Annotated in this window: 22 protein-coding genes; 16 read left to right on the forward strand and 6 right to left on the reverse strand. The window is 65.8% G+C overall.

The features are described 5' to 3' along the window. Window positions 1-23: 23 nt before the first annotated feature. On the forward strand, window positions 24-254 hold the full coding sequence (locus HU763_RS05260; protein WP_186686435.1) for a hypothetical protein: 231 nt from the start codon (window positions 24-26) through the stop codon (window positions 252-254). Window positions 255-371: 117 nt separating this feature from the next. On the opposite strand, the gene HU763_RS05265 is transcribed toward HU763_RS05260, so the two are convergent. Next, a complete protein-coding gene (locus HU763_RS05265; RefSeq protein ID WP_186686091.1) occupies window positions 372-1316 on the reverse strand; it encodes a helix-turn-helix transcriptional regulator in 945 nt (314 codons plus the stop codon). A gap of 176 nt (window positions 1317-1492) precedes the next feature. Between HU763_RS05265 and HU763_RS05270 the strand changes: the two genes are divergently transcribed. From HU763_RS05270 to tadA, 6 genes are all read left to right on the forward strand, one after another. Continuing rightward, window positions 1493-1939 (forward strand): hypothetical protein, encoded by a 447-nt coding sequence (locus tag HU763_RS05270; RefSeq protein ID WP_186686089.1) that lies wholly within the window; start codon window positions 1493-1495, stop codon window positions 1937-1939. After that, complete coding sequence (locus HU763_RS05275; RefSeq protein ID WP_325166789.1) at window positions 1936-2601, forward strand: hypothetical protein; 666 nt, start codon at window positions 1936-1938, stop codon at window positions 2599-2601. The genes HU763_RS05270 and HU763_RS05275 overlap by 4 nt, the downstream gene beginning before the upstream one ends. After that, complete coding sequence (locus HU763_RS05280; RefSeq protein ID WP_186686087.1) at window positions 2594-3259, forward strand: hypothetical protein; 666 nt, start codon at window positions 2594-2596, stop codon at window positions 3257-3259. Before HU763_RS05275 ends, HU763_RS05280 begins: the two co-directional genes overlap by 8 nt. Window positions 3260-3290: 31 nt before the next feature. Beyond that, window positions 3291-4775 (forward strand): M48 family metallopeptidase, encoded by a 1485-nt coding sequence (locus HU763_RS05285; RefSeq protein WP_186686412.1) that lies wholly within the window; start codon window positions 3291-3293, stop codon window positions 4773-4775. Between the two features lie 89 nt (window positions 4776-4864). Further along, the gene (locus HU763_RS05290) at window positions 4865-6247 is read left to right on the forward strand and encodes a multicopper oxidase family protein (RefSeq protein ID WP_186686085.1); all 1383 of its coding nucleotides are present in this window, start codon (window positions 4865-4867) and stop codon (window positions 6245-6247) included. Next, the gene (gene tadA, locus HU763_RS05295) at window positions 6247-6726 is read left to right on the forward strand and encodes a tRNA adenosine(34) deaminase TadA (protein ID WP_170028477.1); all 480 of its coding nucleotides are present in this window, start codon (window positions 6247-6249) and stop codon (window positions 6724-6726) included. The genes HU763_RS05290 and tadA overlap by 1 nt, the downstream gene beginning before the upstream one ends. Window positions 6727-6819: 93 nt before the next feature. Here the strand turns inward: tadA and mltF are convergent, their stop codons facing one another. After that, window positions 6820-8277, reverse strand: a complete 1458-nt coding sequence (gene mltF, locus HU763_RS05300) for a membrane-bound lytic murein transglycosylase MltF (protein WP_170028478.1) — start codon at window positions 8275-8277, stop codon at window positions 6820-6822. A gap of 326 nt (window positions 8278-8603) precedes the next feature. Between mltF and purL the strand changes: the two genes are divergently transcribed. After that, window positions 8604-12503, forward strand: a complete 3900-nt coding sequence (gene purL / locus HU763_RS05305; RefSeq protein WP_186686083.1) for a phosphoribosylformylglycinamidine synthase — start codon at window positions 8604-8606, stop codon at window positions 12501-12503. 3 nt (window positions 12504-12506) lie between these two features. Beyond that, window positions 12507-12818 carry a YqfO family protein gene (locus HU763_RS05310; RefSeq protein WP_170028480.1) on the forward strand — a complete coding sequence of 104 codons (312 nt, stop codon included), beginning with the start codon at window positions 12507-12509 and terminating at the stop codon, window positions 12816-12818. A 103-nt stretch (window positions 12819-12921) separates the two neighbouring features. Here HU763_RS05310 and tatC read toward each other — a convergent pair whose 3' ends face one another. Genes tatC through tatA form a run of 3 tightly spaced genes read right to left on the reverse strand, consistent with a single transcriptional unit; the run spans window position 12922 to window position 14203 of the window. Continuing rightward, window positions 12922-13683, reverse strand: a complete 762-nt coding sequence (gene tatC / locus HU763_RS05315) for a twin-arginine translocase subunit TatC (RefSeq protein WP_186686080.1) — start codon at window positions 13681-13683, stop codon at window positions 12922-12924. Then, window positions 13683-13970: a Sec-independent protein translocase protein TatB gene (gene tatB / locus HU763_RS05320; protein ID WP_186686077.1), complete on the reverse strand. Its 288-nt coding sequence runs from the start codon at window positions 13968-13970 to the stop codon at window positions 13683-13685. The genes tatC and tatB overlap by 1 nt, the downstream gene beginning before the upstream one ends. After that, entirely contained in the window at window positions 13970-14203 is a 234-nt protein-coding gene (tatA, locus tag HU763_RS24985; protein ID WP_170028483.1) for a twin-arginine translocase TatA/TatE family subunit, read from the reverse strand. Before tatA ends, tatB begins: the two co-directional genes overlap by 1 nt. A 144-nt stretch (window positions 14204-14347) precedes the next feature. On the opposite strand from tatA, the gene gspK reads away from it, so the two are divergent. Continuing rightward, entirely contained in the window at window positions 14348-15313 is a 966-nt protein-coding gene (gene gspK, locus HU763_RS05330) for a type II secretion system minor pseudopilin GspK (protein WP_186686074.1), read from the forward strand. A 139-nt stretch (window positions 15314-15452) separates the two neighbouring features. Here the strand turns inward: gspK and HU763_RS05335 are convergent, their stop codons facing one another. Continuing rightward, a complete protein-coding gene (locus HU763_RS05335) occupies window positions 15453-17498 on the reverse strand; it encodes a PhoX family protein (RefSeq protein ID WP_186686072.1) in 2046 nt (681 codons plus the stop codon). Between the two features lie 224 nt (window positions 17499-17722). On the opposite strand from HU763_RS05335, the gene HU763_RS05340 reads away from it, so the two are divergent. The 6 genes from HU763_RS05340 to gspG are packed head-to-tail and all read left to right on the forward strand — an operon-like array spanning window position 17723 to window position 24663. Next, the gene (locus HU763_RS05340) at window positions 17723-19363 is read left to right on the forward strand and encodes a bifunctional UDP-sugar hydrolase/5'-nucleotidase (RefSeq protein ID WP_186686070.1); all 1641 of its coding nucleotides are present in this window, start codon (window positions 17723-17725) and stop codon (window positions 19361-19363) included. Then, the gene (locus tag HU763_RS05345; protein ID WP_189665758.1) at window positions 19363-19785 is read left to right on the forward strand and encodes a pilus assembly protein PilZ; all 423 of its coding nucleotides are present in this window, start codon (window positions 19363-19365) and stop codon (window positions 19783-19785) included. The genes HU763_RS05340 and HU763_RS05345 overlap by 1 nt, the downstream gene beginning before the upstream one ends. A gap of 3 nt (window positions 19786-19788) precedes the next feature. After that, on the forward strand, window positions 19789-21558 hold the full coding sequence (gene gspD / locus HU763_RS05350) for a type II secretion system secretin GspD (RefSeq protein ID WP_186686068.1): 1770 nt from the start codon (window positions 19789-19791) through the stop codon (window positions 21556-21558). Next, window positions 21558-23006 carry a GspE/PulE family protein gene (locus tag HU763_RS05355; RefSeq protein ID WP_186686409.1) on the forward strand — a complete coding sequence of 483 codons (1449 nt, stop codon included), beginning with the start codon at window positions 21558-21560 and terminating at the stop codon, window positions 23004-23006. The genes gspD and HU763_RS05355 overlap by 1 nt, the downstream gene beginning before the upstream one ends. Before the next feature lie 2 nt (window positions 23007-23008). Beyond that, complete coding sequence (gene gspF, locus HU763_RS05360) at window positions 23009-24211, forward strand: type II secretion system inner membrane protein GspF (protein ID WP_186686065.1); 1203 nt, start codon at window positions 23009-23011, stop codon at window positions 24209-24211. 17 nt (window positions 24212-24228) lie between these two features. Continuing rightward, window positions 24229-24663, forward strand: a complete 435-nt coding sequence (gspG, locus tag HU763_RS05365; RefSeq protein WP_170028490.1) for a type II secretion system major pseudopilin GspG — start codon at window positions 24229-24231, stop codon at window positions 24661-24663.

The following is a 24663-nucleotide window of genomic DNA, read 5'->3' on the forward strand; positions in this document are numbered from 1 at the left end:
GGGTTGGGCAACCGGAGGTAGTGATGAGAGACCGCAGTAAGGATGAGGCGATGGTAGAGGTTTTCCAGGCTGATCCGTCATACGCGATGGAGTTGCTGGCCGAGGTTGTCCGTGATGGTGATACGGATGAGTTGGCAATCCTGGAGCGGCAGCTATCGGCTGCCTTTGCTGCGGGTAGCCCGAACCCCGTGTCTTGGCCGGCTTTTTGGCCCCGAATGGTATTTTTCATGGTCTTACTTTTAGGTTCGGCCTGAGCGGGCTGATTTATAAGGCCTGAATGGCGCAATTGATAATAGAGTGGGAATGATCCCGCCTCGCGGTTGAACGAAACGGGCCTGCATTGCAGGCCCGTTTTGTTTTATCCGGCAAACCTACTCGGCCCCGGGCGGATGCCCGAAATACGCCTTGTAGGCATGGCAGAAGTTAGCCGGGTTGGCGTAGCCGACGTGATAGGCAATTTGCGAAACCTGCCAGCGACGTTCCAGCAGCAGGGCACGGGCCAGTTCCAGGCGCTGTTGCCGCACGTATTGCAGGATCGAGCGGCCAAATTCCTGGCTGAATGCGCGGCGCAAGGTGGTCTCGCTCACGCCCAGCTGGCGGGCCAGGGTTGCAGCCGTCGGTGCGGCGCTCAGGTTGGCATCGAGCTGGCGGCGCGCTTCGATGGCCAGGTCGCGCCAACCCCGGTCCCGGGTTTTTCCGCTGAACCGGTGGCCGATGAGCTGGTTGGCCAGCTCCAGCACGATGGCCAGGCTCAAGCTTTCGCAATGCAGGCGCCGGAGCCCGCCGGTGTAGGGCGACAGATACAGCTGCTGGAACAGGCGACTGACCGTTGGCCACTGCGGCAACTGGTCGAAACGCATGCCATCCGCGGACAGCGCCAGCAATGGCTTGAGCTGCAGGTCGTCGCGGACCAGTTCGACCAGGTAATCACCAGCAAGACGGACCCCGGCCATGCGGGCGTGGCTGTTGGCGGGTAACTGGTCCTGCGCTTCCAGGCTTTCACCCAGGCCCAGCATGTGCAACCGGCCAGGGGCATAGCTGTTGAGCTGGCCGTCGATCTTGTGCTGCCACGCGCCGTCGAAAACCTGCACGAAACACAGGCTTTGTGGCAGCACCTTGTCGATCCTCAGCGGTTCGGGGAACTGCAGGTTGCAGTCGAAGTACTGCAACCCGCCATGCACCGTCTGCGCCTGATAATGGCCGGTCGCGCTGCCCATCACCCGCGCGCTGCGTGCATCCAGCACCCCGGCCTCGGCAAGTGAGCCGGGGCTGTCGAAGGAAAAGGCGGTGTCGAGGTAAGGGCTGTTCGATCGCATGTGCGCTTCGCATCCTTGGCTGAGGGCGGCATGGCCGCAAATGGTAACGCGTGCACATATTCAGCGACAGCCATTGTGCGCAAGGCGTTGTCTGTTGTGCGAACCGGTCAGCGGGGTTGGCAGCGCGGACAAGGCTTATTTCAATGTGCGTTTGTTCCAATTCAGGATGAAAAGACATGCTCGCTTATCGCAAATTCGCAGCCCTGCTGGTGGCTTCGCTCACCCTGTGGCTGGGCCAGGCTCACGCTGAACAACGGCCGCAAGTGGCCGACCAGGTAGTGGCTTACACGAGCACGCAAGGGGCCAAGGTATGGACGCTGCGCATTGGTGAACGCGCCGCCAACGAGGCGCTGGTACAGGTTGAAGGCGTCGACCACGACTGGAACATGCGCATTCAGAAAATGCAGGTGGAGAAGACCAGCCGGGATACCCGTTATTCCACCACCGTGGATGGCAAGAAATTCGTCGTGCTGATCGTCCAGGGCAGCTGGGGTGGCGAACTCTACCTGCCGGGCGAGGCGCAAGCGCTGCAAGTCGGCTATTCGCAAGAGCTGTCGCAGCAGGGTAATGCGCAGGCATTCCTTACCGATTACCTGGCGGCACAGAACCAGGAGGGGCAATGACCATGGGCGAATTCACCGACCCGATGTCTGACCTGTCCGGTTCGCTCGGCCAGGACTACGAGCATAGCCGTGCCGCCCAGCGCGACCGGGTGATCGCCGAGCTCAAGCAAGTGATCGAGCGCGTGCCCGAGCAGAGCGAGTTCACCAACTCCCGACGTTACCGGGTGTGGGGGCCGATACTGTTGCTGGGGGCCCTGATTATCACGGCCGTCACCTTCAACCCAGAGCGCTTGGGGGCGGTGGCAGCGGGGGTCTTCATCACCCTGATTGCTGCAGCGGTAACCTGGCAACACCGCAATGCCGGCACCCAGGTATTCATGCGCCTGACCCGCCGGCAGTTGTTCGTCGATACGCTGGATGCGCCGGTAGACCTGGCGGAAGTGGAAGATGTTTCGGTCAAGGATGAAGGGCTGGTCACGGTGCAGACGCTGGAGATGAGCAGCGAAGCCGCCCTGCCGAAGCATCATGTGGTGAAACTGCAGTTCTTCGGCAACCAGGCCATGGTGCTGAAAAAACCGCGCCCGCAGATCCGCATCATGTCCGCAGGCCTGGCCAGCAACGGGCGCAAGCTGGACAACGAGGAAGTGCTTGCGGTGCTGGCGGCCTATCGCGATGCGGCACATGCACAACGGCAACTGGAGCTGCTGCAGGCTGATGGATAACGACGAACGCGAAGCTCACCTGACGTACCTGCAGGCGCAGGCCGACGGCCCCACCGACAGCTTCGAACTGCTGGAACACTCGCTCGGCAAGGCGCTGGCCTGCGCCGTGATTGGCCTGTTGCTCGGCGGACTGGGGGCCTGGCTGGTCGCCCTGGCGGTGCAGTTCAGTGCCAATGCCAGCCGCGGTGCCATCTGGCTGCTGGCTGGTTTCGGCCTCGCCTTGGTCGGTGCCGGGGTGGCGGCGCTGGCCTGCGCCGCCGTGCTCTACCGCCGGCACGGCAAGCGGGTGCTGAGCGTGACGCCCGATACGCTGTGCTTTGCCAACGCACAGGCACCGACACCCCTGCATGACTTTGACGGCTTCGAGGTCGAGCAGGGTTATTTCACCACCCGGCTGATCTTTACCGTGTCGGCGTTCAGCCACGCGCCCGCCCTGGCGCCGGCCTGTTTCAAGGCATTGGCCTCGCCTGACGCGGTGGCCATCGCGGGCGGCTTGCGGGTCAGGCTGTGGTTGTGCACGCCCGTGGTGGGCGGGCGCCGCCTGAGCCTGCAGGAACTGGTGGATCTGCTTTATGCCTATGTGCAGGCGGCCCAGGCCAGGCGGAGCTTGGCGCAGCTGTTTCCGGGCGTGGCGCGCCTGGGCGAAACGGCCAGATGAGCCGGGTCGGGACTAGCGGCGTGTGCTGGCGATGAGGCGCCTGGGTTGGGGCCTGGCCCTGCTGTTGCTGCCACTGGCGCTGTTCGGCTGGGGGCAGCTGCAACATTGGCGCGCCGACACGGCGCAGGAGCAGGCACGGATCATCCGCCAATGGCTGGCTGCACCCAGCGATGCCTTGCTGCAAAGCCTGCCTTGGGCCGCGCGCAAGCAGCTCAACGGGCGCCTCGACAGGCGCGAAGCGCTGCAGGCGCAGTTAGCCGTGCTCGACGCCGACCGTCACTGGCTGGGCGTGCGTAAATGGATGGCCAGCCTCAGCGGCTGGTTGGCACTGGGGGCTTTGTTCACCGGTATCGGCGCCTGGCTCAGGCTGAGGATCGACGCCTGGCGAGCGCTACGCTCAGCGCAGTACCTGCACGGCCACATGACCGCCAACTGGCTGGTGCTGGGCCGCTGGCTGAGTGCCTACCTGGTCCTGCTCGCCGGCTCGCTGAGCCTGTCATTGCTCTATGAGACCAGCCTCGGGCTGAGCCAAGCCGCGCAGGGCGGCCTGACCGTTCTGATCGTGGTGCTGCCGCTGACGTCTGTGCTCTTCGTCTGCATGCGCACCCTCTGGCGCTTGCGCCAACAGTGGCCGGGCATGGGCGCGCCGAGTGCGAGCTTTCTTGGCCGGCCACTCCACAGGCAGGCGGCGCCAGCGCTGTGGCGCTGGGTCGAGGGCCTGGCTGCGCAACTGCATGCGCCTGTGCCCGACCATATCGTGGTCGGGCTTGATCAAGGCTTTTTCGTCACCAGCGTGCCTGTCGTGCTGCAGCCCAGCGGCAGCCAGCTCAGCGGGCGGACCCTGTATCTGCCGCTGCCTTGCCTGACGGCCATGAGCCAGGCGGAGGCGGCTGCGCTGATCGGCCATGAGCTGGGCCATTTCCGCCGCCGTGACACTGAGCGAGGGAGTGAGATCTGCGCGCGTTTCAGCCTGATGTATGCGCACTATCAGGCCATGCTCGGCGCCGACAGCGCCCCGCCTTGGGCGGTGCGCCCGATCCTGTGGATGGCCGGGCAGTTCCTGCATCACTTCCAGGTTGCGGTGCACCATTGGGGGCGGGCGCAGGAATTGCTGGCCGACCGGGCGGGTGCCGAGGTCGGTGGGCCGAAGCTGTTCATCCAGGCGTTGCTGCGGGCGATTGCCCTGGGCCGGGTGATCGATGGGTTACTGCATGCTCGCGGTGGCGAAGGCCTGCCGCAGGCGTTGGCGTTGCACTTGCAACGCGCCCCGTTGCAACTGGGTGAAGAGGCGCTGGCGCTGACCATTACCCATCCGTTCGATACCCACCCCGACACCGCCACGCGCTTGCAGAACCTGAACGTCCTGCTCGACCCGCAATTGCTGCAGGCGGCCTTGCGCGCGCCGTCCAGCGATGACCAGCGGTGGTTCAACGAGCTTTGCCTGGCCCCCGATGGCAGTGCCGATGGCAGTGCCGATGGCAAGGCTGCGGGCGGGGTTGCCAGAGACTTCACTTAATCTTTCCCATTTGCAGGTGTATCGTATTCGCCCTTCATCGCCAGCCATGCTGGCAGCTTGATTGCGCAGAACATGAGGTACCCGCACCGATGTCCTTCACCCGTCGACAAATGCTCAAAGGCCTGACCGGCCTGGTTGTGGTTGGCCTGGGCGCCGGTGGCGCGGCGCGTTACTGGCTGGGCCGGGTCGAGGACGACAATGCCGGGCATGATTACGAATTGATCGCCGCGCCGCTGGATGTCGAGCTGGTACCGGGGTTCAAGACCGAGGCCTGGGCGTTTGGCCCCTCGGCCCCGGGCACCGAGCTGCGGGTGCGCCAGGGTACCTGGCTGCGGGTGCGCTTCATCAACCACCTGCCGGTGGAAACCACCATCCATTGGCACGGCATTCGCCTGCCGCTGGAAATGGACGGCGTGCCTTATGTGTCGCAGCTGCCGGTCAAGCCGGGCGAGTACTTCGACTACAAGTTCCGCGTGCCGGATGCCGGCAGCTACTGGTACCACCCGCATGTCAGCAGCTCCGAGGAGCTGGGTCGCGGCCTGGTCGGCCCGCTGATCGTCGAGGAGCGCGAACCCACCGGGTTCCGCCATGAACGTACCCTGAGCCTGAAGAACTGGCACGTGGACGAGCAGGGCGCCTGGCTGCCGTTCAGCATCCCCCGCGAGGCCGCGCGCAACGGCACCGCCGGGCGGTTGATCACCATCAATGGCCAGGCCGATTCGGTCACCGAGCTGCCGGCCGGGCAAGTGGTGCGTGTGCGCCTGTTGAACCTGGACAACACCTGGACCTACCGCATCAACCTCAAGGGCAATTGTGAGGCAATGATCTATGCCCTGGACGGCAACCCGGTGACGCCACGGCCGCTGGACGACGACTACTGGCTTGGCCCAGGCATGCGGATCTGCCTGGCCATCCGCATTCCCCAGGCAGGCGAGGAGATCTCCCTGCGTGACGGCTTTGTCCGCCTGGGCACGCTGCGTTCGCTGCCCAGCAGCGATGCACCAAGCGACTGGCCGCCGGCGCTGCCGCCCAACCCGATTGCCGAACCGGATCTGGAGAACGCCGAAAAGCTCAACTTCAATTTCGAATGGGCGGCCAAGGTTTCTGTCAGCACAGACCAGGACAAACCCTCGAGCATGTGGCAGATCAACGGCCAGGCCTGGGACATCACCGACAAGACCTGCGCCGACCGGCCGATCGCCACGTTGAAGAAGGGCAAGAGCTACATCTTCGAGCTGAAGAACATGACCCAGTACCAGCACCCGATCCACCTGCATGGCATGAGTTTCAAGGTGATTGCCTCGAACCGCCACGACATCAAGGAGCCGTGGTTCACCGACACCTACCTGCTGGGCCGTAACGAGCGCGCCCAGGTGGCGCTGGTGGCGGATAACCCGGGCACCTGGATGTTCCACTGCCACGTCATCGACCACATGGAAACCGGCCTGATGGCCGCGATCGCGGTGGTCTGATGCGCCCGCAGATCATCGACCGCAGCCGCGATCAGGAATTCATGCGCCTGGCCCTGGCCCTGGCCGCCGAGGGCGCGGCCCTGGGCGAAGTGCCGGTGGGCGCGGTACTGGTACAGCATGGCCAGGTGATCGGCCAGGGTTTCAACCGGCCGATCATCGACAGTGACCCCAGCGCGCATGCCGAGATGGTGGCGATCAGGGCGGCGGCCAGGTCGGCCAGCAATTACCGCCTGCCTGGCAGCACCCTATACGTGACCCTGGAACCCTGCAGCATGTGTGCAGGGCTGATCGTGCATTCGCGGGTCATGCGGGTGGTGTATGGCGCGCTGGAACCCAAGGCGGGGATCGTGCAGAGCCAGGGGCAGTTCTTCGGGCAGGGTTTTCTCAACCACCGGGTGATGGTGGAGGGCGGGGTGCTGGCCGAGGAGTGCGGGCAGATCCTGACTGAGTTCTTCAGGGCGCGCCGGGCCAAGGGCTGACCTGCACCGGCCGCTACAGCAATACCACTCCGTTGGGGCCAGTGGCCGCACCTGTGGGAGGGCGGGCACGCCCGCGAAAAGACCAGTACAGGCCTACATCGGTGGCGACTGTTCCGCCGGCTTGTCCTTGTTCACCCCCGGCACATGCAGGTTGCCCTCGGCCATCTGGCCTTCGAGCTGCGGCTGGGTCACCCAGGTGAGAATGTCGTAGTAACGGCGGATGTTGGCCACGAAATGCACCGGTTCGCCGCCACGGGCATAGCCGTACTTGGTCTGCCGATACCACTGCTTCTGCGACAGGCGCGGCAGCATCTTCTTCACGTCCAGCCACTTGTTCGGGTTGAGCTTCTCGCGCTTGGCCAGGGTGCGCGCGTCTTCCAGGTGGCCGGTGCCGACGTTGTAGGCGGCCAGGGCGAACCAGGTGCGGTCCGGCTCCTGGATGCTGTCGTCGAGTTCTTCCTTGATCTTCATGAAGTACTTGGCGCCGCCCTGGATGCTCTGCTTCGGGTCCAGGCGGTTGGACACGCCCATCGCTTGGGCGGTGCGCTGGGTCAGCATCATCAGGCCGCGTACGCCGGTCTTGGAGGTGACTTCCGGCTGCCACATCGACTCCTGGTAGCCGATGGCCGCGAGCAGGCGCCAGTCAACCTGCTCGACCTTGGCGTAGCTCTTGAAGTGCTTCTCGTACTTGGGCAGGCGCTGCTGCAGGTGCTGGGCGAAGGTGTAGGCGCCGACATAGCCCAGTACGTCGACATGGCCGTAGTAGCGGTCTTTCAGGCGCTGCAGGGTGCCGTTCTTCTGCGCCTTGTCGAGGAATTCGTTGATCTCGTTGAGCAGGCTGTTGTCTTCGCCGGCGGCGACTGCCCAGCGCTGGTCGCGGGTGTCGCCCAGGTCGAAGGCCACCCGCACGTTGGGGAAGTACACCTGGTTCATCGCCAGTTCGTTGGAATCGACCAGGGTCAGATCGATCTGCCCTTCGTCGACCATGCGCAGCAGGTCGACCACCTCGACGGCGTCGGATTCTTCGTATTCCAGGGCCGGATACTGCTTTTTCAGCTCGGCCAGCTGGTCGGCATGGCTGCTGCCCTTGAGCACCATGATCTTCTTGCCGATCAGGCCGTTGGCGTCGGTAGGGCGGGGGCGGCCGTTGCGGTAGATGACCTGGGGGGTCACGTCCAGGTAAGGGTGGGAATACCTGACCTGGGCCTTGCGCCGTTCGCTGCTGACCAGGCCGGCCGCCGCCAGCACCGGGCCGGAGGGCTTGCCGAGGGCGTCGTACAGTTCGTCTAGGTTGTCGGCGGTCTCGATCTGCAGCTTCACGCCGAGATCGTCGGCGAAGTGCTGGACCAACTCGTACTCGAAGCCGGTTTCGCCGTTGCGGTCCTGGAAGTAGGTGGCCGGGCTGTTGCGGGTGATCACGCGCAGCACGCCATCCTCCTTCACGCGCTCGAGGGTGCTGGGTTTTTCAACGCAGGCACCGAGCAGCAGAAAGAGTCCGGTTGCGAAAAGCCATCTGGCGCAACGCTGGCGCAAAGCAGTGTGGGCGAACATAGGTTGCAGTATACGCAAAGGACTGGCCCAACCATATCTCGACAACTGTTAGCTTGTCTGGTAGCGCATTGTGTGCTGCGGGTGTCGGCCTGAAGATGTGGAGTGCCGGTGAGATCGAGCGCCGCCCGCGCGGCGCTTCGCGAGCTGCGCGTGCGGCGCTCGATCTCACAGGCGCTGAATCTGTCATGCCGGGCCCCCTGGAAATCTGACCCCGAAGTCCGGTTCCACCGCCCGGCAGTCGTGGCTTAGAGCGGGTGCCGAAACCCTTCGAATTAGGCTAGAATGCACGGCCTCTAAGCACACCCCTTCCTGAGGCTGTCCCGACGATGTTGATCCTGCGCGGCGCTCCTGCCCTTTCTGCCTTTCGCCACGGTAAATTACTCGAGCAACTGAGCCAGAAAGTCCCCGCTGTTACTGGTTTGTATGCCGAATTCGCCCACTTCGCCGATGTCGACGGCGAGCTGACCGCCGACCAGCAGCAGGTGCTGGGCCGTCTGCTCAAGTACGGCCCGAGCGTGCCGGTACAGGAGCCGAGCGGCCGCCTGTTCCTGGTCGTACCGCGCCTGGGCACCATCTCGCCGTGGGCCAGCAAGGCCAGCGACATCGCCCACAACTGCGGCCTGCAGGCCATCCAGCGCCTGGAGCGCGGTATCGCCTACTACGTCGCCGGCGACCTGAGCGCCGCCGATGCCGAGCTGATCGCTGCCGAACTGCACGACCGCATGACCCAGCGCGTGCTCGGCCAGCTGGAGCAGGCCGCTGACATGTTCAGCCACGCCCAGCCCAAGCCGATGACCTCGGTGGACATCCTGGCCGGCGGCCGTGACGCCCTGGCCAAGGCCAACATCGACCTGGGCTTGGCCCTGGCCGAAGACGAGATCGACTACCTGGTCAACGCCTTCCAGGGCCTCAAGCGCAACCCGAACGACATCGAACTGATGATGTTCGCCCAGGCCAACTCCGAGCACTGCCGCCACAAGATCTTCAACGCCAGTTGGGACATCGACGGCCAGGCCCAGGAAAAAAGCCTGTTCGGCATGATCAAGAACACCTACCAGATGCACAGCGAAGGCGTGCTGTCTGCGTACAAGGACAACGCCTCGGTGATCGTCGGCAACGTGGCCGGCCGCTTCTTCCCGAACCCTGAAACCCGCCAGTACGGCGCGGTGCAGGAGCCGGTGCACATCCTGATGAAGGTGGAAACCCACAACCACCCGACCGCCATCGCGCCGTTCTCCGGTGCGTCCACCGGCTCGGGCGGCGAAATCCGCGACGAAGGCGCCACCGGCCGTGGTGCCAAGCCCAAGGCTGGCCTGACCGGTTTCACCGTGTCCAACCTGCGCATCCCGGGCTTCGAACAGCCGTGGGAGCAGAACTACGGCAAGCCCGGCCGCATTGTCGACGCCCTCGACATCATGGTCGAAGGCCCACTGGGTGGCGCCGCGTTCAACAACGAATTCGGTCGCCCGGCCCTGACCGGCTACTTCCGTACCTTCGAGCAGGCCATCAACACCCCGCGCGGTGAAGAAGTACGCGGCTACCACAAGCCGATCATGCTCGCCGGCGGCATGGGCAACATCCGTGAAGACCACGTTCAGAAGGGCGAGATCACCGTCGGCGCCAAGCTGATCGTGCTCGGTGGCCCGGCCATGCTGATCGGCCTGGGCGGCGGTGCCGCTTCGTCGGTGGCCACCGGTGCCAGCTCGGCCGATCTCGACTTCGCTTCGGTACAGCGCGAAAACCCTGAAATGGAACGCCGCTGCCAGGAGGTCATCGACCGTTGCTGGCAGCTGGGCGACAAGAACCCGATCGCCTTCATCCATGACGTTGGCGCTGGCGGTATCTCCAACGCCTTCCCCGAGCTGGTCAACGACGGTGGCCGTGGCGGCCGCTTCGAACTGCGCAACGTGCCCAATGACGAGCCGGGCATGGCCCCGCACGAAATCTGGAGCAACGAGTCGCAGGAACGTTACGTGCTGGCCGTCAGCGCCGAGGACTTCGAGCGCTTCCAGGCCATCTGCGAGCGCGAGCGCTGCCCGTTCGCGGTAGTCGGCGAAGCCACTGCAGAACCGCACCTGACCGTTACCGACAGCCACTTCGGCAACACCCCGGTGGACATGCCGCTGGACGTGCTGCTGGGCAAGCCGCCGCGCATGCACCGTTCGGTTACCCGCGAAGCCGAGCTGGGCGATGATTTCGACCCGAGCCAGCTGGACCTGGACACAGCCGTACAGCGCGTGCTCAGCCACCCGGCTGTGGCCAGCAAGAGCTTCCTGATCACCATCGGCGACCGCACCATCACCGGCCTGGTGGCCCGCGACCAGATGGTCGGCCCGTGGCAGGTACCGGTGGCCGACTGCGCCGTCACCGCCACCAGCTTCGACGTCTACACCGGTGAAGCCATGGCCATGGGCGAACGTACCCCGCTGGCCCTGCTGGACGCCCCGGCGTCGGGCCGCATGGCCATCGGCGAGGTGCTGACCAACCTGGCCGGCGCGCGTATCGAGAAACTTTCCGACATCAAGCTGTCGGCCAACTGGATGTCCGCTGCCGGCCACCCCGGTGAAGATGCCCGCCTGTACGACACCGTCAAGGCCGTCGGCATGGAGCTGTGCCCGGAGCTGGGCCTGACCATTCCGGTCGGCAAGGACTCCATGTCGATGAAGACCAAGTGGAGCGAGGACGGTGTCGAGAAGAGCGTCACCGCGCCGATGTCGCTGATCGTCAGCGGCTTCGCCCCGGTGGTCGACATCCGCAGCACCCTGACCCCGCAACTGCGCATGGACAAGGGCGAGACCGACCTGATCCTGATCGACCTGGGCCGCGGCAAGAACCGCATGGGCGCCTCGATCCTGGCCCAGACCTACGGCAAGCTCGGCGCCGAGGCTCCGGACGTCGACGATGCCGAAGACCTGAAGGCATTCTTCGCCGTGATCCAGGGCCTGAACGCCGACGGTCACCTGCTGGCCTACCACGACCGTTCCGATGGTGGCCTGATCACCACCGTGCTGGAAATGGCTTTCGCCGGCCACTGCGGCCTCGACCTGCACCTGGACCCGCTGACCGACAGCAAGGCCGACGTGGCGGCCATCCTCTTCAACGAAGAGCTGGGCGCGGTCATCCAGGTTCGCCAGGATGCCACCCCGGACGTGCTGGCACAGTTCAGCGCCGCTGGCCTGGGCGAAGAATGCGTTGCCGTGATCGGCAAGCCGGTCAACAACGGTGAGGTGTCCATCAGCCTGAACGGCGAAGTGCTGTTCGACGACGACCGCCGCATGCTGCAGCGCCAGTGGGCTGAAACCAGCTACCAGATCCAGCGCCTGCGCGACAACGCCGACTGCGCCGACCAGGAATTCGACCTGCTGCTCGAGGAAGACAACCCGGGCCTGTCGGTCAAGCTGGGCTTCGACGTCAACGACGACATCGCCGCACCGTACATCAAGAAAGGCATTCGCCCGCAAGTGGCGATCCTGCGCGAGCAGGGCGTCAACGGCCAGGTCGAGATGGCTGCCGCCTTCGACCGCGCCGGTTTCGCTGCCATCGACGTGCACATGAGCGACATCCTCGCTGGCCGGGTCGACTTCGAGGCGTTCAAGGGCCTGGTCGCCTGCGGCGGCTTCTCTTACGGCGACGTGCTGGGTGCCGGTGAAGGCTGGGCCAAGTCGGCGCTGTTCAACAGCCGCGCCCGCGATGCCTTCCAGGCCTTCTTCGCGCGTACCGACAGCTTTGCCCTGGGCGTGTGCAACGGTTGCCAGATGATGTCCAACCTGCACGAGCTGATCCCGGGCACCGAGCACTGGCCGCACTTCGTGCGCAACCGCTCGGAGCAGTTCGAGGCGCGTGTGGCCATGGTCGAGGTGCAGAAGTCCAACTCGATCTTCCTGCAGGGCATGGCCGGTTCGCGCATGCCGATCGCCATCGCCCACGGTGAAGGCCATGCCGAATTCGCCAGCGAAGAGGCCCTGCTGGCTGCGGACCTGTCCGGCTGCGTGGCCCTGCGCTACGTCGACAACCACGGCAAGGTCACCGAAGCCTATCCGGCCAACCCGAACGGCTCGCCGCGTGGTATCACCGGCCTGACCAGCCGCGACGGCCGCGTGACCATCATGATGCCGCACCCGGAGCGGGTGTTCCGCGCCGTGCAGAACTCCTGGCGCCCGGACGAGTGGCAGGAAGATGCCGCGCTGATGCGCATGTTCCGTAATGCCCGGGTGTGGGTGAACTAAGGCGTGTACAAGCTCGCCTTCTTCGTCCCCGCCAGCCACGTCGAAGTGGTCAAGGCTGCTGTGTTCGCCGCAGGTGGCGGGCGCATCGGCGACTATGACCACTGTGCCTGGCAGACCCTGGGCCAGGGCCAGTTCCGCCCGTTGGACGGCAGCCAGCCGTACCTCGGGCAAACCGGCCAGGTCGAGGTGGTGGAGGAGTGGAAGGTGGAGCTGGTGGTGGCCGACGAGCTGATTGCCCAGGTCGTCGCTGCGCTCAGGCAGAGCCACCCGTACGAGACGCCAGCCTACGAGGTCTGGCGGCTCGCCGAGTTCTAGGTCGCATCAAGGCTCTTCGCGGGTAAACCCGCTCCCACAGGGACCGCACAACCCTCGGAAATTGTGCGATCCCTGTGGGAGCGGGTTTACCCGCGAAGAGGCCCTACAATCCAGCCACAATCTCCTTGCCCTGCCCGGGGCGCTTCAGCCACCCACAAGCCAGCAACCCCACCTCGAACAGCAGCCACATCGGCACCGCCAACATCGTCTGCGAAAACACATCCGGCGGCGTCAGGATCATCCCCACCACAAAGCAGCCGACGATCACGTAGGGCCTGCTGCGCCGCAACGTGGCCACATCGGCCAACCCCACCCAGACCACGATGAAGGTCGCCACCGGGATCTCGAACGCCAGCCCGAACGCCAGGAACAGCGCCAGGATGAAGTCCAGGTACTGGCTGATGTCGGTCATCATCGCTACGCCTTCGGGCGTCACGCTGGCAAAGAAGCCGAACATCATCGGGAACACCAGGAAGAACGCGAAGGCCATGCCGGCATAGAACAGCACGATACTCGACACCAGCAACGGCAGGGCAATGCGCCGTTCGCGGCGATACAGCCCGGGCGCCATGAAACCCCAGGCCTGGTGCAGCAGCAGCGGCATGGCAACGAACAGCGCGCACATCGCGGTCAGCTTGAACGGCGTCAGAAACGGCGAGGTGACACTGGTGGCAATCATGCTGGCGCCTTCCGGCAGAAAGCGCCGCAGCGGTTCGGAAACCAGGGTGTACAGGGTTTGGGCGAAGGGGAACAGGCCGGCGAACAGCAGCGCGACCAGCCCCAGGCAGCGCACCAGGCGTTTGCGCAGGTCGCGCAGGTGCTCGGTCAGCGGCATGCCGGCAAGCGCTTCCGTGGCCATGCTCATCAGGCATTCTCCCTGGGCTGCGTTACCGTGGTCGCGCCTTGGCTGGGGGCTGCACTCAGGCGCACGCCTTGGCGAATTTCCTGTTCCAGGCGCTGCAACGGGGCGTTGTCGAAGCCAGGCAGTTCGATCTCCCGTTCCACCTGCGTGCGCAAGGCCTGCATCGCCCGGCGCGCCTGGCCCAGGCCACGCCCGAGCGTGCGTGCCGCCTGCGGCAGGCGCTCCGGGCCTAGCACCAACAATGCGACGATGCCGACCAGCAGCAGCTCGCTGAAGCCTACCTCGAACATCAGGCCTGGCGTTCCGCTTGTTGCTGCTGCGCCGCCTGGCCGGTCAGCGGGCATTGCTGCTGCACCTGCGGGTGGCCTGCGGCGTTGGCGCCATTGTCGCCGCCCATGGACTTGCGAAAGCCCTGGATCGCCTCGCCCACGTCGCTGCCCAGGCCCTTGAGGCGCTTGGTACCAAACAGCAGGAATACGATCAGCAGTACGATCACCAGTTGCCAGATTCCAATGCCACCCATTGCGACCACTCCTGTAAGGCCATGAAAAGGAAGGGCAATCGTGCCTTGTGTAGATGACGGGCACATGACGGATGGTGGCTGCCATCTCGCTGCAACACCCGAGGTGTTGACTGGCGTTTTCATTCGCGGGTGAGGTGCGCACGGATGGGTGGCAGACAACAGCAGGGGGCGGCCCTGCTGATGGTGATGGTGGTGCTGGCGATGCTGGCGGCGGGCATGGCCTGGCTGGTGGAAGATGGCCGGCGTCAGGTGGATGAGGTGCGCCTGTTGCATCAACGGGTGCAGGCACGGGCCATGGAACAGGCCGGCCTGGCCTATGCCGAGCAGGCCCTGCTTGATCCCGCCTGGCGGCTCAGCCCGTTGTTCTGGCAGGCCTTGCGCGGGCAGCCATTGAACTATGACTTTGGTGGCGGCCAAGCGCAGCTGCAGGTGCGCGACCAGCACAGCTGCTTCAATGTCAACGCGCTGCTCGGGGCGGATGGTGAGCGCGCCGAACGCCAGTTGCGCTACCTGCTGGGCGACGACATGGCGGCCGAACGCCTGGTCGATGCCTTGGCCGACTGGCTCGATGCGGATAGCGATGCCCGCCTGCAGGGCGCCGAGAGTGGCCAGTACCTGCGCCAGCAGCCCGCGCGGTTGGCGGCCAACCAACCGATGCTCGACACCAGCGAGCTGAACCTGTTGCTGGAGCCGGATGCCAGCCGTGAGGGGCGCTACCCGATGCTGTGTGCCTTGCCGCAGACCACGGGCTGGCGGCTGAATGCCAATGCCCTGGGGTTGGCGCATCTGCCTTTGCTGGAGGCGCTGTACGAAGGGCGTTACCCGCGTTCGCTGCTCAGCCGCATCATCAGCGGCCGACCGGCGTCTGGGTATGCGGATGCGGCGGCGCTGCGCCAGGCACTGGGGGCGGTGGATGATGAAACCTTCGAGCGGCTGAGCGAAGGGCTGCTGCTGAACAGCGGGTATTTCCTGTTGCAGCTGTCGTTCGCCGAGGAAGGGCGGGTGATACGTAGCGAGTTCCAGGTGGAGGCGCTGGGCGTTGTGCAATGGCATGCGCGGGTGCCTGCGCAGCAGGTGCGGGTGCGCAGCCGGGAGCCGATTGTTTGGTAATATTCGCCGGCCTCTTCGCGGGTAAACCCGCTCCCACAGAGACCGCACAGTTTTTGAACCCTGTGCAGTACCTGTGGGAGCGGGTTTACCCGCGAAGAGGCCGGCACAGCCAGCACAAGGCTGACTGACCGGCGCTCTTTCAGGCGGTGCCGATCTCGCCGCCATCGATACGCTGGATCACCACCGTCGCCGCTCGCGGCCTTACCGTGGTCCCCGCCGGGGTGGCATCGGTGGCCTTGTCGGTATACGGCCAGTTGTCCGGGTGCTGGATGTTGACGAACAGCGTCTTGTTGTCGGGGGTGAAGGTAATGCCGGTCACCTCGCAACCATTCGGGCCGACGAAAAAGCGGCGCAGGTCCACCTGGTTCTGCGCGTTCACCGGCACCTGCTTGCCGCTGGCATCGACCAGGTTGGTCGGGATCACTGCCAACAGCTGGTCATTGGTGTAGTCGGTCACCGTGCTCTCGCCGTTGTCGGTCTCGAACCACAGCACGCCACGGCTATCGAAGCTCATGCCGTCAGGGCTGGCGAACTGGTTCAGTTCGGTCAGGCCCGAGCGGTTGATGTCGGCGCTGCCGGCCGCGTTGGCGCCGAACACGAAGATGTCCCAGGTGAAGCTCAGCTGGTCGTCGCTGTCGTGCCAGCGAATGATATGGCCGTGACGGTTCGGGCCGCGCGGGTTGGCAGCATCGACCTTGTCCGGAGTGCGTGCGCTGTTGTTGGTCAGGGTCAGGTACACGTCGCCGTTCAGCGGGTTGACCGTGGTCCATTCCGGGCGATCCATCGGCGTGGCGCCTACGGCATCGGCGGCGCCGCGGGTGTTGAGGATGATCCCCGGCAGGTCGCCATACAGGGCGCCCAGGGTGCTGCCGGCAGTGGTCGTGGTGGCGACGTCCAGCAGCAACCATACCCCGCTGCCATCGGCATTGAAGCGCGCCACGTACAGCTTGCCCTGGTCGAGGTACTTGGCGCCGGTGGCCAGGCGGTCGGCCGGGTTGGCGTCGGCGGCATCCCACACGGCGTTGGACACCCACTTGTACAGGTACTCGTTGTTCGAGTCGTCACCCATGTACCACACCAGCGGCTTGCCGGCGACCGCCAGGCCCGGGGCGCAGCCCTCGTGACGGAAACGGCCCAGCGCGGTGCGCTTGGTGGCCAGGGTGGCGCTGTTGTACGGGTCGATCTCGACGATGTAGCCGTAGGTGCTGGCTTCGTTGCGATAGTCGTCGGTGGCGCTGGCACCTTTGACGGTGACGTCGAAACGGGCGAATTCGTCGGCTACCTCGCTGCTGTCACCCGCCGCGGTTTCCCATTTGTACTGGCCGCTGGAAGTGCTCACGCCAATACGGCGCTGGTCTTCGGGGCGGGTACCTTTGTTGACGAAAATACCTGGCCAGTTCTCTTCACAGGTCAGGTAGGTGCCCCACGGGGTGTAGCCGTTGCCGCAGTTGTTGTTGGTGCCGCGGCAGTGGGTGCCGTCCGGCGAATACTTGGTCTTCACGTGATCGGTGCCGCGCAGGGGGCCGGTGATTTCCATGCGCGAGGCCGTGGTGAAGCGGCGGTTGAGCGGGTCGTTGTCGACCACCTGCCAGCGCCCGCTGACCTTCTGCAAGCGCACTACACCGGCGCCGTGGGCGTTGATTTCCTTGCGTACTTCCTCGGCCGGGCGTTTGCCGTCGATATCGGTGGTCGGGCCGGCCGGGTGCAGGGCAGCGGTGTCGATGTACTCGAAGTTGATTGCCAGCAGGCCGTCTTCCGAGCTGCCGTTGATGGGGAAGAAGTGCATGCCGTCGTGGTGCATGCCCATGGCGTTGGCCTGGTCGGTCGAGGTATTGCTGCCGTCGGCCTTCCACGGGTTGCCGTTGCTGTTGATCGGCGTGCCCCATGGCGCCAGCACGTAGGCGCTGTAGCCAGCGGCAACCACGCAGGCATCGGTGCGCGAGCCGGGGATGGACTGGAAGCCCAGCGCCAGTTTTGGCACTTCCGGCTCGGTGATCGGATCATCATGATCCGAACCGCCACTGTCGAAGCAGCCTGTCAGGCCGGTACCGGCAATCATGGCGATGGCAGCGCCCAGGCTGCCGCGCATCACGCTGCGGCGGCTCAGGTAGGCGTCCATGACGCGGGCCATCGGCAGGTTGCCGCTGTGGTTCCGGTCCAGGTTGTCGCCGGTATCTCGACTCATCAGGGTGTCCTTATGTTGGCTGAGTTGGAGGAAACCGCGACTTTAGTGGGCAAATATGATGATTCATTGGCAGAAATGTGAACGCGCCTTTAAAACACCGGGCGCTTAAAAACATGATCGACAGATCAGTTTGGAATGGTTGTCGGATTTCTGCCATCAAACTGTAATGCCAACGCCGCAACATCCGGTGCCCTGAATGAACATGGAAAAGGATGGCGGGTTCGATGGCAAGCAGTGTGCACAGGCGCGAAGTGATCGGCTGGATGGGTGTCGGTGCCTTGGCGCCGTTGCTCGGCGCCTGCTCCGCCTTTCCTGGGCAAGCGCGCGGTAATGCCGGCCTCGACCTGCTGTACGTGGCTGATACCCTCGATGCCCGCCAGCCTGGCCTGGCCGTGGTGCCGGCCACGCGCCTGGGGCCGGTCAGCCATCTGGGCCGCGCGCCATGGATGACCGGCAGCAACGCCAGCGTCGCCCACCCGCAACTGGCGTCACTGCTCGACGCCGGCCAGGCGGCGTCTGCCCAGCTGGGCGGCTATGCAGTGCTGGCGGCGTTGCTGGAGCAGTTGCGCGGCGAGGCCGGGGCGGGCAACAGCCTGACCCTGGAGAACGGCCAGGGTTGGAATGGCAGTGGCCTGGCCTACCTGACCCAGGGCGAAAGCGGTGTGCAGGGCAGCCAGCTGCTGGGAATCGACGCGCGGGTCAGCAGCGACGAGCGCGTGCTGTGGCCGCAACGTTGCCCAGGCCTGTATCGCCAGGCTAGCGCCATCACCCTGGGGGCCGGGCTGGCAGAGGGGCAACGCCAGGCCCTGGGCCTGGACAACTTGCATATCTTCGAGCGGGGCGGTGCCCGGGTCGCCGTGGTCGGTGTCACCGACCCCTACGCCCAGGACCAGAAAGCGTCGCTCAAGCAGTGGTACCAGGCGCTCCAGCCAGTGTTCGAGCAGGCCCGGCGCGACGCCGACCTGGTAGTGGCCCTGGCCGATGCGGGCACTGGCCCAGGGCTCTGGCTGGCCGAGCGGGTACCGCAGATCGACGTGCTGTTATCTGCCCGTGGCCAGGATTTGTGGCCGGCGCCGGTTGAAGTGACCCAAGCCAGCGGCCGCCGGGTACCGGTGCTGTTCGCCGGTTGCCGAGGGAGCGGCGCCTTCCGTCTACGTTGTCGGCGGGTGGCCGGGGCGTGGCAGTTCGACGGGCGATTCTTCCCAGCCTTCGAGCAGCAGTTGGCCCCCGCGGCGCAGCTGCGTGTCGCGCCATTGCAGGCCGAGCTGCGTCAACAGCGCGCCGGCCATGCGGCCTGGCTCGATCAACCGTTGGCCCGCGCGCCCCAGGCCCTGTGGCGCCGCGATACTCGGGGCGGCAGCTGGGACCGCCTGCTGCATCAAGCCCTGGCCGGCGACAGCGACATGCCGGTGCTGCTGCCCGGCCTGCGTTATGACTACCCGCTGCCAGCAGGGGCGGCCATTACCCGCGAACACTTGATCAGCCTCACCGGTGGCTACCCGGCCCCGGTGGTCGAAGCGCCAGCGCGGCAGGTCGAGCAGGTGCTGGAGAACGCGGCGGAGCAACTGTTCGGCGACCCGTTGCTGCTGGACAACAGCCAGGACCTGCCGCGCTGGCAGGGCCAGCCCTGGCGGGTCAGCTACAGCCCGCAAGGCAAGCGCATCAGCGACCTGGCACCGCTACCGGGCCTGTGCCGCACCTTCGGCCTGCAATTCCAGGCCCAGGCGGGTGAGCCCCTGTGGCAACGCGTTGAGGCCTGGCTCGCCCGCCAGCCTGCGGACTGGCAATTGGCGCCGCTGCAATTGCCCGAAGTGCGCTACGTACAGGGGCACCCGGGTTGGCACCCACGGCAGTTGGCCTCGTGATGCTCATCTCGCGCCTGCTCACTGGCGCTGGCCTGACCCTGGCCGGCTGGCTGGCCGCCCAGTGCGTGCTGCAACTGAGCCGCCAGCCGCAACCAGCGATTGCACCCGGCATGGCCGACACGCCGCTTCCCGGGTTGATGGTCGGCCACTGGCAGCTGCCCGTCGATGACGGCGCCATTGCCCTTACCCGCCTGCCGCTGCACTACCTCGGCGGCCTCAAGGCCCAGCCGTTGGCTGCCAGCGTGGTAGTGCTGCGCTATGGCGAGCAGGTGCGCACCCTGGCCCGTGGCCAGCGCCTGGCACCCGGGATCGTGCTGCAGGACATCGACAGCGATGGCCTGATTTTCAACAACCAGGGGCGGCGTGAACGCTTGCCCTGGCCGCCACGCCCCGTCGTGACCGGCTTCAAGCGGCAAGGATGAACGATGCCTGTCAGATATTGCCTAGCGGCCGCCTTGAGCCTGGCCTTGTCCATGGGCATGCCCGCCGCCAATGCCGAAGAGCCGGTATTCGACGACAACGGCACGCCCCTGTATGAGGTGAACTTTGTCGACACCGATCTGGGCGAGTTCATCGACAGCGTGTCGCGCATTACCGGCACCACCTTCATCGTCGACCCCCGGGTCAAAGGCAAGGTCACTGTGCGCACCGTCGACATGCACGACGCCGATGCGATCTACGACATCTTCCTGGCGCAGCTGCGCGCCCAGGGCTATGCCGCTGTCGACCTGCCCAACGGCAGCGTGAAGATCGTCCCCGACCAGGCGGCGCGCCTGGAACCGGTGCCGGTGGAGCCGGCCGGGCAGCAGGGGCAGGGCAGCGACAGCGTGGCTACCCGGGTTTTCAATGTGCGCAATGCTGCCAGCGAACAAGTGCTCGGTATTCTCAAGCCGCTGATCGATCCACGGGTGGGCGTGATCACCCCTTACCCCGCAGCGCAGCAACTGGTGGTGACCGACTGGCGCAGCAACCTGGATCGTATCGCCAGCTTGCTGCAGCACCTCGACCGCCCAGGCGAAGTGGCGGACAACACCGGCACCCAGGTGATCTACCTGCGCCACGCCAGTGCCAGCGAAGTGGTCAAGGTGCTGCGCGGCCTCAGCCAGGAGGGCATGGTGGCGGCGGAAGGCGCTGCTGGAGCCGAGGCCAAGGACCGGCCGTTGGTGGCTGCCGGTGGTGGCAGTGGTATCCGCCTGGAGTACGAGGAAGGCACCAACGCCGTGGTCATGGTCGGCCCCGACAGCGAGCTGGCGGCCTACCGCAGCATCGTCGAGAAATTGGACATCCGCCGCGCCCAGGTGGTGGTGGAGGCGATCATCGCCGAGGTCTCCGACAGCAGTGCCCAGGAGCTGGGCGTGCAGTGGCTGTTCGCCGATGAGAAGTTCGGTGCTGGCATCGTCAATTTCGGCAGCAACGGGGTCAACATCGCCAGTATCGCCGGGGCGGCCGCCAGCGGTGACAGCGAGGCGCTGGGCGAGCTGCTGTCGTCGACCAGCGGGGCGACGGCTGGCATCGGCCATTTCGGCGGTGGCTTCAACTTTGCCATGCTGGTCAATGCGCTGAAGGGCAAGAGTGGCTTCAACCTGCTGTCCACGCCCACCCTGCTGACCCTGGACAATGCCGAGGCGTCGATCCTGGTCGGCCAGGAAGTGCCCTTCGTCACCGGTTCGGTGACCCAGAACAACGCCAACCCGTACCAGACCATCGAGCGCAAGGAAGTCGGGGTGAAGCTGCGCATCAAGCCGCAGATCAATATCGACAACAGCGTGCGCCTGGACATTGTCCAGGAAGTGTCGTCGATCGCCGACTCCAGCGCGGCCAGCGACGTGATCACCAACAAGCGCGAGATCAAGACCAAGGTGATGGTCGAGGACAACGGCCTGGTCATTCTCGGCGGCCTGATCTCCGACGAGCTGAGCACCAGCAACCAGCGTGTGCCGCTGCTGGGCGACATCCCGTACCTGGGCCGGCTGTTCCGCTCCGATGCCAGCAAGAACACCAAGCAGAACCTGATGGTGTTCATTCGCCCGCGTATCCTGCGTGACGAGCCGAGCCTGGCCGGGCTCAGCGAGGGCAAGTACCGCACCTTGCAGCAGACCACGCCGCTGCAGCTGCCGGACCTGGCCGCCGGCAGCCCGCAGTTGCTGCAGGTATTCCCTGCCAGCCGCGCGCGCCTGGAAGGCGGTGACTGGTGATGCTGCCATATCGCCAGGCGCGGCAGAGCGGGGTAGCCATGGCCCCGGGGGAGCAAGGCTGGCAGCTGTGGCTGCGGCCCGACGCCGACAGTGCGCAGTTGCAGGAACTGTTGCGCGTGCATGGCCAGCCCAACCTGCTCGAATACCTGGAACCCGCACTGTTCGATGAACGCCTGGGCCAGCTGTACCAGGCAGGTGCCAACGCCACCGAGGCACTGATCGAAGGCATTGGCGAGCAGGTGGACCTGGACAGCCTGATGAACGAGATGCCGCGCATCGAGGACCTGCTGGAAAGCGACGACGAGGCCCCGGTGATCCGCCTGATCAACGGCCTGTTCGGCCAGGCCCTGCGCCTGCGTGCCTCGGATATCCACATCGAAACCTTCGAACAGAGCCTGGTGGTGCGCCTGCGGGTCGATGGCCACCTGCGCGAGGTGTTGCGCCCACCGCGTGCGCTGTCAGCCATGCTGGTGTCGCGGATAAAGGTGATGGCGCGCCTGGACATCGCCGAAAAGCGCCAGCCCCAGGATGGCCGGATCACCTTGCGTGCGGCCGGGCGCGAAGTGGACGTGCGGGTCTCGACCCTGCCTGGCATCCATGGCGAACGGGTGGTGATGCGCGTCCTCGACAAGCAGGCCAGCCTGCTGGCGCTGGGCAACCTGGGCATGCCGCCGGCGGTACTGCAGGGCCTGCGTGGCTGCCTGGCGCGGCCCAACGGCATCGTCCTGTCCACCGGCCCGACCGGTTCCGGCAAGACCACTACCCTGTACGCCAGCCTCAACAGCCTCAACGATGGCAGCCGCAATATCCTCACCGTCGAGGACCCGGTGGAGTACGCCATTGCCGGCATCGGCCAGACTGCCATCAACCCGCGCGCCGGGTTGACCTTCGCCAGCGGCCTGCGCGCGATACTGCGCCAGGACCCGGACGTGATCATGCTCGGCGAAATCCGCGACCAGGAAACCGCGCAGATCGCCGTACAGGCCAGCCTCACCGGCCACCTGGTGCTGTCCACCCTGCACACCAACAGTGCGCTGGGCGCGGTGACCCGCCTGCGCGACATGGGCATCGAGCCGTTCCTGATCGCCTCGTGCCTGCGTGGTGTACTGGCCCAGCGCCTGGTGCGGCGCCTGTGCAGTTGCGCCGTGGCGCACCCGCTGCAGGCGGCAGAACGTGAGCTGTGGCCCGAGCTGGCGGCACTGGGCAGCAGTTACCACGCGGTGGGCTGCGAGCAGTGCCAGGGCAGCGGTTACCGCGGGCGCCTGGGCCTGTACGAATTCATCGAGCTGGACCCCGGGCTGGTCGGCCTGTTGTACGACGGCGCCAGCGAACTGGCCATGCACGACTACCTGGCCGGACGCCGGCAGAGCCTGCTGGCGATGGCCAGCGACTGCCTGGCGCGTGGCGAGACCAGCCTGGCCGAAGTGTTGCGCGTGGTGCAGGGCTGAGCATGCCGACCTACCGCTACCAGGCCGTCGACCTCGCCGGCAAGACCCGCAAGGCCAGCCTGCAAGCCGACAGCGAACGCCACGCGCGCCAGTTGTTGCGCGAGCAGGGGCTGTTCGCCCGCCAGCTGCAGCGCCACGACGCCGGTACCCGGCAGCCCCGGCGCCAGCGCCTGAGCCGCGCCCAGCTGTGCGAACTGACCCGTCAGCTGGCCACCTTGACCGGTGCCGGCATCCCCCTGGTCGACGCCCTGGCCACCCTTGAGCGTCAATTGCGCCAGCCCGCCCTGCACAGCGTGTTGGTGGCCTTGCGCGGCTCGCTTGCCGAAGGCCTGGGCCTGGCCCGCAGCCTGGCGCGCCAAGGCGCACCGTTCAGCGGCCTGTACTGCGCGCTGGTCGAGGCCGGCGAGCGCTCCGGGCGCCTGGCCCAGGTCCTGGCCCGCCTGGCCGATCACCTGGAACAGGTGCAACGGCAACAGCACAAGGCGCGCACTGCGTTGATCTACCCCACGGTGTTGATGGGCGTGTCGCTGGCGGTGGTCATCGGCCTGATGACCTTCGTCGTGCCCAAGCTCACCGAGCAATTCGCCCATGCCGGGCAGAGCCTGCCGCTGATCACCTCGCTGTTGATCGGCCTGAGCCAAGGGCTGGTCCAGGCCGGGCCTTGGCTGCTGGGGCTGGCCGTGGTGCTCGCGACGCTCGGCGGCTGGTTGCTGCGCAAGCCGCAGTGGTGCCTGCGCCGCGATCAGCTGCTGTTGCGCCTGCCACGTATCGGCAACCTGCTGCAGGTGCTGGAAAGCGCGCGCCTGGCACGCAGCCTGGCCATTCTCACTGGTAGCGGCGTGGCCCTGCTCGAAGCCCTGCACGTGGCCACCGAAACCGTCGGCAACCGGCGTATCCGCCAGGCCATGGAACAGGTGCGCCTGCAGGTGCAGGGCGGTACCAGCCTGCACCGCGCGCTGGATGCCAGCCAGCAGTTCCCGCCACTGCTGGTGAACATGGTCGGCAGTGGCGAGGCCAGCGGCACCCTGGCCGACATGCTCGAGCGTGTGGCCGACGACCAGGAGCGCGGCTTCGCCCGCCAGGTCGACACCGCCATGGCGCTGTTCGAACCCCTGATGATCCTGGTGATGGGCGCCGTGGTGCTGTTCATCGTGCTGGCGGTGCTGCTGCCGATCATGCAACTCAACCAGGGCCTGCAACTGTGAACGCAAGGAGTATTGCCATGCAGCATCGACGCCACCGCCAGCGCGGTTTCACCCTCATGGAAATCATGGTGGTGATCTTCATCATCGGCCTGCTCATCGCCGTGGTCGCGCCCAGCGTGCTCGGTAACCAGGACAAGGCCATGAAACAGAAAGTCATGGCCGACCTGGCCACCCTGGAGCAGGCGCTGGACATGTACCGTCTGGACAACCTGCGCTTTCCCAGTAACGAGCAGGGCCTGGCCGCGCTGGTGAAAAAGCCGGCCCAGGAACCGCTGCCGCGGGCCTGGCGCAGTGACGGCTACGTGCGCCGCCTGCCTGAAGACCCCTGGGGCACCCCGTATCAGTACCGCATGCCCGGCGAGCACGGCCGGGTCGATGTTTACTCGCTAGGCGCCGACGGCCTGCCGGGGGGCGAAGGCCAGGATGCCGACCTGGGCAACTGGGAGCTGTAA

This window comes from Pseudomonas anuradhapurensis, from assembly GCF_014269225.2.
In the GTDB taxonomy this organism is placed as follows: Bacteria; Pseudomonadota; Gammaproteobacteria; order Pseudomonadales; family Pseudomonadaceae; genus Aquipseudomonas; species Aquipseudomonas anuradhapurensis.